At 42.7% G+C, this 11,162-nt stretch carries 9 protein-coding genes; 5 read left to right on the plus strand and 4 right to left on the minus strand.

All coding sequences use genetic code 11. The features are described 5' to 3' along the window. Positions 1–6: 6 nt before the first annotated feature. From NWQ57_RS06535 to NWQ57_RS06555, 5 genes are all read left to right on the plus strand, one after another. On the plus strand, positions 7–1,815 hold the full coding sequence (locus NWQ57_RS06535; protein ID WP_306021332.1) for a sodium:solute symporter family protein: 1,809 nt from the start codon (positions 7–9) through the stop codon (positions 1,813–1,815). Between the two features lie 143 nt (positions 1,816–1,958). Then, the gene (locus NWQ57_RS06540; protein WP_306021333.1) at positions 1,959–2,324 is read left to right on the plus strand and encodes a hypothetical protein; all 366 of its coding nucleotides are present in this window, start codon (positions 1,959–1,961) and stop codon (positions 2,322–2,324) included. Between the two features lie 215 nt (positions 2,325–2,539). Further along, the gene (locus NWQ57_RS06545; protein WP_306021334.1) at positions 2,540–4,381 is read left to right on the plus strand and encodes a DUF294 nucleotidyltransferase-like domain-containing protein; all 1,842 of its coding nucleotides are present in this window, start codon (positions 2,540–2,542) and stop codon (positions 4,379–4,381) included. Positions 4,382–4,417: 36 nt separating this feature from the next. Then, a complete protein-coding gene (locus tag NWQ57_RS06550) occupies positions 4,418–5,047 on the plus strand; it encodes a 3'-5' exonuclease (RefSeq protein ID WP_306021335.1) in 630 nt (209 codons plus the stop codon). Between the two features lie 100 nt (positions 5,048–5,147). Continuing rightward, positions 5,148–6,437, plus strand: a complete 1,290-nt coding sequence (locus tag NWQ57_RS06555; RefSeq protein WP_306021336.1) for an NAD(P)/FAD-dependent oxidoreductase — start codon at positions 5,148–5,150, stop codon at positions 6,435–6,437. A gap of 18 nt (positions 6,438–6,455) precedes the next feature. Here the strand turns inward: NWQ57_RS06555 and NWQ57_RS06560 are convergent, their stop codons facing one another. From NWQ57_RS06560 to NWQ57_RS06575, 4 genes are all read right to left on the minus strand, one after another. Continuing rightward, positions 6,456–8,057: a sensor domain-containing diguanylate cyclase gene (locus NWQ57_RS06560; protein WP_306021337.1), complete on the minus strand. Its 1,602-nt coding sequence runs from the start codon at positions 8,055–8,057 to the stop codon at positions 6,456–6,458. Beyond that, positions 8,047–8,475 carry a hypothetical protein gene (locus tag NWQ57_RS06565; protein WP_306021338.1) on the minus strand — a complete coding sequence of 143 codons (429 nt, stop codon included), beginning with the start codon at positions 8,473–8,475 and terminating at the stop codon, positions 8,047–8,049. Before NWQ57_RS06565 ends, NWQ57_RS06560 begins: the two co-directional genes overlap by 11 nt. A gap of 2 nt (positions 8,476–8,477) precedes the next feature. Then, a complete protein-coding gene (locus tag NWQ57_RS06570) occupies positions 8,478–9,740 on the minus strand; it encodes a hypothetical protein (protein ID WP_306021339.1) in 1,263 nt (420 codons plus the stop codon). A 295-nt stretch (positions 9,741–10,035) separates the two neighbouring features. Further along, the gene (locus NWQ57_RS06575) at positions 10,036–10,869 is read right to left on the minus strand and encodes a DUF2989 domain-containing protein (RefSeq protein WP_306021340.1); all 834 of its coding nucleotides are present in this window, start codon (positions 10,867–10,869) and stop codon (positions 10,036–10,038) included. Positions 10,870–11,162 lie beyond the last annotated feature (293 nt).

Here is an 11,162-nt window from a genome sequence, read left to right on the forward strand (position 1 = left end):
TAAACCATGGAACTTCAAACAACTATTTACATCGGTGTTGCCCTTAGCTTTCTGCTGTATATCGGCATCGCAATTTGGGCAAGAGCTGGCTCTACTAGTGAATTTTACGTAGCCGGAGGCAGTGTGCATCCTGTTGCCAATGGCATGGCTACCGCCGCAGATTGGATGTCAGCCGCTTCGTTCATCTCAATGGCCGGTTTGATATCGAGCATGGGCTACGGAGGCGGTTTATTCTTAATGGGCTGGACGGGTGGTTATGTCTTGTTAGCCATGTTGCTCGCACCTTATTTGCGAAAATTTGGCAAATTTACCGTGCCGCAATTCATTGGCGACAGATTCTATTCTAAGAGTGCCAGCACCGTGGCGGTGGTATGTCTGTTAACCGCATCGTTGACTTACATTATTGGCCAAATGACGGGAGTGGGGGTGGCCTTCTCGCGCTTCTTAGGCGTAACCAGTGAAATGGGTATTTACATCGGTATGGGCATAGTATTTATGTACGCGGTATTTGGCGGCATGAAAGGCATCACTTACACCCAAGTAGCACAATATATTGTGCTGATTTTGGCCTATACGGTGCCAGCTGTGTTTATTTCTTTTCAACTCACCGGAAATCCTATTCCACAACTTGGTTTAGGCTCAGATTTAGTCGGTCAGGATGTGTCTTTGTTGGCTAAGTTAGACAGTGTCGTGACTGAGCTTGGCTTTGGGCAATACACCACGTCAGTACCTGGTAGTACACTGAATATGTTTATGTACACCTTATCATTAATGATAGGTACAGCGGGTTTGCCCCACGTCATTATGCGCTTCTTTACTGTACCCACAGTGAAAGATGCGCGTTCTTCTGCCGGTTGGGCCTTAGTTTTCATTGCAATTTTATACACCACAGCACCAGCAGTGGCAGCAATGGCTAAAATGAACTTACTCAATACCGTCACGCCAGGCGTTGTGAGTGGTGAAGTGGATGTCTTTGCTAAAGATGCGAGTTTGGAATTTGAAAAGCGCCCTGACTGGATGAAACGCTGGGAAAAAACCGGCTTACTATCGTTTGAAGACAAAAATGCTGATGGTCGTATCCAGTATTATAATGATAAAACCACTGACGAAGCCGTTAAAGCGAAGGTTGATGAGGCCGGTTGGCAAGGTAATGAGCTGACAGTGAATGCAGACATCATTGTACTGGCCAACCCTGAAATAGCGTTATTACCAAACTGGGTGATTGCCTTGATTGCAGCGGGTGGTTTAGCCGCCGCGTTATCGACGGCAGCGGGTTTGTTAATGGCGATTTCATCAGCGGTATCACACGATTTAATTAAGAATATTTTTGTGCCCAATATCAGCGACAAAAATGAGCTGTTAACCGGTAAGGTCTCTATGGCGGTGGCAATTTTAATTGCTGGCTGGTTGGGTCTCAATCCGCCGGGATTTGCCGCGGGTACGGTCGCTCTAGCCTTTGGTATTGCGGCGAGTTCGTTGTTCCCTGCCATTATGATGGGCATCTTTAGTAAAAAGATGAACAAAGAAGGTGCGATTGCGGGGATGTTAGCTGGTCTGCTTATTACCCTGTTTTATGTGTTTGCTCACAAAGGATTGTTCTTTGTTAAAGGCACAGACTACTTAGATATGATTGGTGGCGCTAACAGCTTCTTTGGCATTACACCAGAAGCCTTTGGTGCGGTGGGAGCAATGGTCAACTTTGCAGTGGCTTTTGTGGTCGATAAGTTCACTAAAGAGCCGCCAGAGCACATTCAAGCAATGGTAGAGGCGGTGCGTATACCACGTGGATCTAAATCTGTGGATGGTGCACACTAAGTAAAATGACGTTGGATTGATTCTGCAAGGATGCTGTCAATTCACGTAAGTAGATAAACACGAAAGCCTTGTTGCTCGCTTAGCAAGGCTGCTAATTAAACCGCTTGCCATGGGCATGCGCCAGTCGATTTAAGGGGAATTATATGGGTTTTGATGTCAGTGTTGCATTAACGTGGATCTTATTTTTAGCGCTGTTTCCCATGTCTTTTTTCTGGTTAAGAAGAGCATGGCGGATAGGGTTTAAAAGAGATTTCTCTGAAGTGGCACTAAAACACGGTCAATCTCCAGCAGCGCCCGAAAAATTTGCTACCGTCGAATTATTAATCAATGCTTTAGCGGGTGGGATGTTGGTTTACGTTATTTATCTGGTGGTAACGGGTTCTGCTGATTACAGTACTTGGAGTGCTGTTGCAGGTACGACTATTTGGTGTAAATTGTTTGCTGGTTTTGGCCTTTCAAGGCATGCCCACATGAAGGTTGGGGCGAAAACTGTGACTCGTGCCAGTTAGAGTTTAATGACAGTGTAAACTCGCTTCAAAGCCAAAGCCTGATGTTAATCAGGCTTTTTTATAGCACACACTTTTTTGTCAAAATGATTTTATGGGGCCGAAATGGCGCAGGTAATCGTAGCAAAAGCCTCATCGCCTATGTAAAACTACAGCTTAATTTAGTGATATACCACCTTGGTTAAGTCGCTGCAAAGTAAGAAAAAAGGTCAAAGTCCATGCACGCCGTACCTCAACAAGTCATTAGTTTTTTAACTTCATCAGCACCCTTTGATAAATTAAAACTGGATCGTTTAGCGCACTTAGCCAAACATTGTTCAGTGATTTATCTCACGGTGCAAAATGCTAAAGCATTACTGGCTGATAACCCGCACAGTGTGTTTTTGATTCAATCCGGCCAATTTAGTGTTCAAGAGCCCGATGGTGTGCAAAGTTACTTAAGCGAAGGTGACTATTTTGGTGAGGCAGTAGCTAGGCAAGGCATATTTAACCTTGAATTTTTGACCATAAACCACCCTGGTTTAGTGTATGTTATTCCTCAGGCTATTTTTCAACACTACTTGGACGAACACCAAGAACTGCGAATATTTTTTCAAGCCTACAAAGAGCAAACACTGCATAACCAAGCCATTGATGATTCTAATTCTATTTGGTTACACAAACCTTTATCTGAAGTGCTAAGTGATAAACTCGTTAGTGCGCGTCAAGATACGCCTATCTTATTAGCCGTGCAGCAAATGGCTCAGCAACAAGTATCCACTTTGATGATCACTGATTTTATTGATGACTCAGAGCAGCTGGTGGGCATACTTACCGACCGGGATATTCGTAATCGGGTTGTTGCCGTTAGCTTTGATACCCAAGAGCCAGTATCTAAAGTTATGACCCCTAACCCTTGTTTTATTGAGCAACAGCACAGCTTATTTGATGCTTTGTGTTTAATGACTGAAAGAAACATTCATCATTTGCCAATAGTCGAACGCAATAAACAAATTCCCATTGGTTTAGTGACCGCCACCGATATGCTGCGTTATCAGCGAGCAAACGTATTGTTTATTATCGGTGAGTTAATGAAAGCGCAAAGTTTATACGAACTCAGTCGCTTGTCGTGGCAGTTACCGCAGTATTTTTCAACCCATGCTAAACGTTTGGGGGACTTTGATGTGGCAGGTAAAATACTGTCACAAGCCACCGATATCATGACCCGTAAGCTCATTGATTTTTATCAGCAGAAAAAGGGCCAAGCGCCTTTTGACTATTGTTGGCTGGTGTATGGTTCGCAAGCTCGAGAAGACCAAACCATGGGCTCTGATCAAGATAACGGTTTGCTGTTAGCCAGAACACCGAATGAGCAAGAGTCAGAGTACTTTGCTGATTTGTCTGATTACGTGTGTAAGGGCTTAAATAAATGCGGTATTGCCTTATGTACAGGCAATATTATGGCCAGCAATCCAGAGTTGCGTTTATCCTTAGAACAGGCCATTAACGAGGCACATACTTGGGTTAATTCACCTACGCCTAAGGCGCTGTTGAGTTTTAATATTTTTCTTGATGTTCGTCCGGTGGCAGGTAACGTTAGTTTGTACAAACAATTACAACAAGCCCGAAGCCCTCTCTTTAAACAAAGCCGTTTTTTAGCCATGTTAGCTAGGCAAGTGAATGATTTGCATGTGCCCTTATCGGTGTTTAAACGTTTCTCCTATGATAAGGGGTCTGAAGAGGCGATTAACTTAAAAAGAGGTGCGGTGGTTATTATTAACTCTTTGGTACGCATCTATGCCTTAGGTGCCCAGCTAAGTATGCCTAGCACCTTAAGCCGCTTAGCTAATTTACCCGAAGACGGCGGATTAACCAAAAAGGATGCGGATAATTTACGAGATATTTGGTTATTTCTAAATCGCTTACGTTGGCGCCATCAAGTCAGTAATAAGGTGACCGACAGCAGTATTTTAATCAAAGATCTTTCTGCTATCGAAAAACATCAACTCAAGGCCGCTTTTCAAGCTATTCAGGTAGCACAGCAAGGGGCCTTGCTGAAATTTTGTGGAGAAATGAGTTAGATGGGCTGGTGGAACCAACACAAACATTGGTTGGGAATGGGTAGGCGCGTCCCTGCGCACTGGCAAAATCGCCTGTGGCAAGATATTCCACTATTGGCTATTGATTTAGAGCTCACTTCTCTTGACACCAACGTAGCAGCCATTACTTCTATTGGCTGGGTGGCCGGCATCAATGGGCAAATAGACCTAAATAGTGCATTTTATCAAGTGGTAAATACCCCAGCAGACTTACAGCAAAGCCCAGTTATCCATGGCCTTACGGCGGAACATATCGCTCAGGGAAACGAACTAGGGCCAGCGCTTGAACAACTTTACTCGATGTTACATTCACATCTTTGGGTGTTTCATCATGCGCCCTTAGACATGCAGATATTGTCGCGTGAACTGACGCAGCGGCAGATGGATTACAATGGCCTGTTAACCTTGGACACCTTAGGACTTGAAAAATACATCATGGAACGTTCTCAGGCGGTGTTTAGTCGCCATAGTTTTACTTTGCCTGATTGTCGCCATCGTTATCAATTTCCCCCAGCGCCAGTGCACAATGCATTGGATGACGCGATGGCTACCTTAGAGCTGGTTTATGCGCAATTAAACCAACTAAAAGCCATGCCTCATCAAGTAGAAGATTTGTTTCACACTCGCAGTTTGCAGGCCTACTTTTGAGTCAGAGGCGCAGCAGGACTTTCAGTAGGACTTGCAGTAATTTACCAATATTGCATTATATAAACATTAACATTCACGGCCAAATGGGAAGGAGTACCTAGTGAAGCGTATTGTAGTGGTTGGCGGTGGAGCGGGTGGCCTAGAATTAGTAGCCAAATTGAGTAAGTTTGCCAAAAAGCGCAAGTCACTGGAAATCATCTTAGTTGACAAACAACGGACCCATGTATGGAAACCCTTACTGCATGAAGTCGCAGCGGGTGTCATTGACAAAAACTCTGATGGTGTGGATTATCGAATTCATGCCAGTAGTCATCACTATGAGTTTCAACAAGGCGAAATGGTCGCCCTTGATATCGAAGCAAGACGTTTAACCTTAGCCCAATTGCTTGATGAAGAAGGCAATGAAATATTGCCGCAACGAGATATTGAGTACGATAATTTAGTGATGGCGCTGGGCAGTGTGAGCAATGACTTTAGAACGCCTGGCGTGAGGGAGTATAGCTTCTTTTTAGACTCGCTAGCCCAAGCCGAACAATTTCATAAAGCCCTCATTAATCAGTTTTTACGATTGAATTACGTGAGTGAAACCCAGGCCCCACTCAGAGTAAGTATTGTAGGCGGCGGGGCGACCGGTACGGAACTCGCGGCGCAACTGCATCATGTGGCAAATTTAGCGAATGCCTATGGCATGACAAGTCTCTCTGCTAAAAGGTTACAACTGAGTATTATTGAAGCAGGGCCGCGTATTTTACCTGCCTTGCCTGAACGAATTGCCGCTTCGGCGAAACAAGCATTAGAAAAAATTGGGGTTCAAGTTTTGGAAAATACGCGAGTTATTCGCGCAGAAAAAACAGGATTTGTGACTCAAGATGAACATCTAATCGAGGCCGACCTAATGGTGTGGGCTGCAGGCATTAAAGCGCCTGATGCAGTTTTGTCGTGGGGCTTTGAAACCAATAAACTGCAACAAATTATGGTTAATCAACAATTACAAAGCACAGTCGATGAGCGTATTTACGTGCTTGGCGATTGTTGCGCGTGTTTACAACCCGATGGACGTTGGGTGCCACCCAGAGCCCAATCTGCCCATCAAATGGCTAATACGGTGTATAACAATATATTGGCGTGTATGACTGGAAAATCATTGAAAGCCTATGTTTACAATGATTACGGCTCTCTCATTCATTTGAGCAAATACAGCACCGTAGGCAGTTTAATGGGTAATTTGTCGAACAGTAGTATGTTTATTGAAGGACATATGGCACGTTTTGTTTATAACTCTCTGTACAGCATGCATCAGTTTGCTGTTAATGGTTATATTAAAGGCTCTGTGGGCATGTTAAGTCGTCAGGTGAGCAAATTTGTTGGCAGTAAACTTAAATTACATTAGGCTGAGACAAGGCCAAAATTAATAGGGCTTTTGGTAGAAGGCCACTTGCCCTCTACCCTTGTCTTTTACCTGATACATGGTGTTATCAGCATTAACCATCAGTTCGTGTAGTACTTTGCCATGTTGGGGGCCAACGACAATGCCAATGCTGGCGCCAATCTCACATTGTTCGTATTCAGTAATATAAATCGGCTTCATGATATCGCTAAGAACGTCATTGGCTTGTTGCTTGACGAGTTCGTGATCGAACTCGTCGAATTGTCGTCCTACAATAAACTCATCTCCTCCCCAGCGGATACAAATATCTGATACCCGATTGAAGCGGGATGTGAGGCGACGCGATACTTCAATTAATACTTTATCACCTGCCTCGTGACCAAAGGTATCGTTGACTGGTTTAAACTTATCAAGATCAATCATCATTAAAACGAGATGGTGTTGTTTTTTTAAGCTGTCAAATAAAGCCTTATGCAGCTTTTTTTCACCAGAGCGTCGATTTAACAAGTGGGTTAGTGCGTCGTGATCGGCTTCAAAACGAGTCTGAAACTCACGTTCAGCTCGCTCTGTGACATCGTGTAAAATCACTTCAACTAAATTACTTTGGCTATCCCGACCAATGGCTCTTTGATCTGTTAGTTTTGCAAACAAGCAGTGCAGCCACATTGATTTATCGCCAACGCGACATTCAATATCAAGGGTAATTTGTGAGCTAGTAGAATCAAGTCGAATGCTGTGTAACAACTCTTGCAGTTTCTCAACATCATTTAGAAGGGTAGGAAAGTGCAGTGAAGCTAAGCGTTGTTGCGCTGGCGCAGTAAAATAACGCTCAAAAGCAGGGTTGAAGGTTGTAATCATATTTTGCTCATCTAACAAGCAAATTCCCGCACTGGCTTGTTCAAAGATAAGCCTAAATTTACTTTCTAATTCCTGAGTTTTTTCGCGCAAAGCACGTTCATTACTGATAGTGAGATGTAACTCTTGCATCAATGAGTTAATGCCTACTGTCAATTTGCCAATTTCATCATGCTTTCCAGATCTCACTTTTAGCATCTGCATTGTCTCAGGCACGCTGGGATCTATCATGGCAAAACTGTCAGTGAGGTTTTGAATTGGTCGAGTTAGCCATCGATGCACGACAAGAGAAACAAAAAAAGCAATAATGATAGAATGACTGAGCATAATACCTATTTCTTTTTTAACTGATTTTTGCGCTTGATGCTGGATATAAACATCGTCTGGAAAAAGTGTCAGGGTACCGACCGAACTGTCGGGGATGAAAGGATGAAAAAGGTTAATCACTATGCTGTCTTGTTGACCGTTAACAATGCCCTCCTCGATAAGCATTGCGGCTTCACCCTTGAGTATGACGCCTTTCACTAGATCGTTGCTGACTAAACCATTTACTATCTCTTGACCAAGTTCAATATCCACAACATAGGCCGATATGGCGGCCCCTTTTGCGATGGTTTGTCCTAGCTGTTGGACCAGTAAATAATTAGTGTTCTTTTTCTCTTGTAGCCCGGTGTAATAAGAAAAAACAGACGAAATCATCGACACCAGCACGGCAACAAATGCAATGGACAGTGCAACTCGAACGTATAAATTTCGACTAATTTTCATTGAGCCGGTAAACCACTTTTACATCATCAGTCAGCTGATCTTCGGGTAAGTAAGCAATTGAATACTGCGAATTTTGGATTTTATTTAAGGCATCTTCAATTGATGTAGCCGCTTCCGGTGGTTTGGCTCTACCTGAAAAGAGGAGTCTGGCCCAGTAAGCATTAATTTTTTGCTCATCGCGATTAACCAATTGCAGATAAAAATCACTCTTGAGTGCAGTCGCGGCAGGCAAATCAACAGGTTGCGCTGTTTCTCCATCAGGAAAGGTTAAATAACGGCCCATAAAAATATCGATGACTTCTCGTTTAGACAAGGCTTCAATAGCATTATTTTTATTAACCACAACAACTAATTGCGGGCTTCTGGCTTCACTAAAGCTGATAAACAATAAACTGAATAGTAAGATGAGTATTTTCATAATTAAAATACCAAACTCGTGCTGAGGCTAAATACATTAACCCGATGCCCTATTTTTACATCTTCTGGTTTGCTTCTACTCCAAAGGCCGCCACCATAGGGCTGAATATCAAAATGGTCTATTTGTGCCTTTATCACAACAGTATCTGAAAAGTGCCATTTCGCCCCAATATTAATTGAATGCTGATGTACAACAGGTAGTTCAACGGCATCTTGCGCAATGACAGCTAATTGTTGAATAGGGAGGGTAATTTGCTCAGGTATACCAGGCGGAAATTGTGGCACTGGAATATTGGTCACATCATTACGGTTTTCTGATATCGATACACCAGAATATACAGTGACGTCGCCAAACCGATAACCCACGCTTACATAGGCATTGAGATTAGAGGGAGAAACCAACCACTGTGATTCAGAAATCCCCACTTCTGATTGAATTAACCAATTGTCGTAGTCGTAGGTAACACCAAAAGCAGCGTATGACAGTGTCTTTCCTTCGGTGTCATAAGACTGAGCCAAACTTTGTGCTTGTGGCCACAAGCTTGTAGGAACCGCCCTGAAAGCAGCGATAAGCTGAGCCATTGAATCTAATTTATAGCCGCCAATGTCGGTTCTGGATGCTGAAAATCTTAAGGTCCAAGCTTCTAAAGAATAGCTTGCACTAAAGGTAATCAGGTTATCAAAATCAATATAAAATTTATCACCTGCTGAGGTGAGTTTGGTTGTTGTTTGCCCCGCGGCCAGTTTTAAGCGCAAAAAACCGTCGAAAACGCTTTGGGTGTATTCAACATCTAGTCCATCAAAATGACCGCCGGCGCTAGCAAAAGAATAAAACTCATGAGGTGGACGCGCCCATAAATACGCGTAACCGACATAAGGATATTCGGATAATAAGTACAGGTCACTGTTTAATCGACCTGCGCGTATTGCCCAATCTCTACTGGGGCGATAACGCAAGAAGGCTAACTCTAGAAAACCATCGAATTCTTCATTAGCGTGGTCTTGCAGTACCACTTGGGCCACAGAATCCCAGTTTCTATTTAGTGACAAATTAACTTGGCCGCCTAAAATAGATTCACGACTTAAAGAGAAACCAGCACGATTTTTATTTATATAATTTGAGCCAAATCCCATATCAGGATCGTCACTGTAGCTTGCTGCGAGTGTTGCGAATCCACTGAAGTCAGCTTTAATTTCATCTGCAGCTACGTGGTTTACCACACAATTTGCCAGCAAGATAAATGCATAAAATAAACGCAAAAGCATGTCGTACCTCAAAGCTTTTTGTCAGTTAATAAAATAAGAATGGCACATAAATCACGTTATGACAGCGTCTGCCCACATTGCAAACCTTAAAATTCAACATGAGAGAATTTGATTTTTCTAATGTGTTTATAACCTGCAACTGTGACATCGCTGTGATACACATTATGTTACATCTTGTTAGTTCGAATCATACTACAAACTCTCTTTGTGTGAGCACAGTTAATTCAAAAAAACGCAAATAAAGGGATTAAAAATTATATTTTTCATGCATTTAACAGAGTCACTTAAAGGGACCTCAAAGAAGACCGTTGGGGATGTCTTTTATTTTTAAGCCTGTCCAGTTGGTCTTCAGCACCAGAGCATCAACAATATCTTGTGCCTTCTTTATTCTGTTTACCTTCATTTTTAAATGACGGCCATAGTATTCACTATTGATCCCAGGGTTTTGTTTAATATATTCAGCAAACAAGCCGTACCAAATAGCCGATTTAAAGTTGTCACCGCTATCGAGGTAATAGTAAACATAAAATTCATACACTTCAGGACTGAGGTCGTTTAAAAAATCGGTTCGGCTCAACATTAAATCAGCTATTTCTTTGGCTTTGTCCATACTGCGTGGCGCCACATCAGCCATCATCACGGTGTAAACGTCTGGATGTACTTTGTCAGCCATGTCAACGCCGTTTACCATTGATTCCCAATAATCCGGATTACCAGTTTTTTGATAAAGCCACAAATTGATTTCAGGCCTCACTCCTTTTGTATCTCTGACGATTTTATCTTGATATGAAGATATATTGGCCAAGGTGGTAAACCGAGAAATTTCATCGTCTTTTCGTTTTACATTTTGCGCAATGACCGAGTTTTCTAAACACCCTTTATATTTATCCAGTTCTTTCAGTGCAAGATAGGCACTGCCTACGTCTTGTTCATTTTTTTGAATAATGAGCGCACGGGTTGCGTTGGCTCTTTGAATGCTACACATAGCACCATCATGGGTAAGGTCACATATCTCTTCATTTTTCTTGTCACTGCATAACATCACCAAAGAGCCCGTAACAGGATTAACAGCGTTGTCAGAGCAAGATAGTAAAAATAAAACAAAAAATATGAGTAGAGCTCTTGGCATAGTGATTCCATGTAGATTAGATAATTGTCTTAGTGTGGTAAATTCGTTCAAAATTGCACGCCTTCCATCGGTCGTTGCAGCTATATGGGCGCGGGGCGAAGTGTAAACATTTCAAGCTAATCAAACAAATCAAGCTATCTCTTACTTTACTTTTCTTATCGTTTAGGGAAATTATAAGCTATAGGTGGCGGAGCCATTGAGAGCTTGAATACCGCCATGAACATACGAGTTTAATCCTTTCAACTAGACATTTATGAATTCACTAACATAGACACAGCTTGCACCGGTGCTTT

Origin of the sequence: Paraglaciecola sp., assembly GCF_030730205.1 — a bacterium.
Taxonomy (GTDB): domain Bacteria; phylum Pseudomonadota; class Gammaproteobacteria; order Enterobacterales; family Alteromonadaceae; genus Paraglaciecola.

Excerpts from the sequence above, each read along its gene's own strand:
- NWQ57_RS06535 (WP_306021332.1), top strand. The coding sequence starts at position 7 with ATGGAACTTCAAACAACTATTTACATCGGTGTTGCCCTTAGCTTTCTG.
- NWQ57_RS06540 (WP_306021333.1), top strand. The coding sequence starts at position 1,959 with ATGGGTTTTGATGTCAGTGTTGCATTAACGTGGATCTTATTTTTAGCG.
- NWQ57_RS06545 (WP_306021334.1), top strand. The coding sequence starts at position 2,540 with ATGCACGCCGTACCTCAACAAGTCATTAGTTTTTTAACTTCATCAGCA.
- NWQ57_RS06550 (WP_306021335.1), top strand. The coding sequence starts at position 4,418 with ATGGGTAGGCGCGTCCCTGCGCACTGGCAAAATCGCCTGTGGCAAGAT.
- NWQ57_RS06560 (WP_306021337.1), bottom strand. The coding sequence starts at position 8,057 with ATGAAAATTAGTCGAAATTTATACGTTCGAGTTGCACTGTCCATTGCA.
- NWQ57_RS06565 (WP_306021338.1), bottom strand. The coding sequence starts at position 8,475 with ATGAAAATACTCATCTTACTATTCAGTTTATTGTTTATCAGCTTTAGT.
- NWQ57_RS06570 (WP_306021339.1), bottom strand. The coding sequence starts at position 9,740 with ATGCTTTTGCGTTTATTTTATGCATTTATCTTGCTGGCAAATTGTGTG.
- NWQ57_RS06575 (WP_306021340.1), bottom strand. The coding sequence starts at position 10,869 with ATGCCAAGAGCTCTACTCATATTTTTTGTTTTATTTTTACTATCTTGC.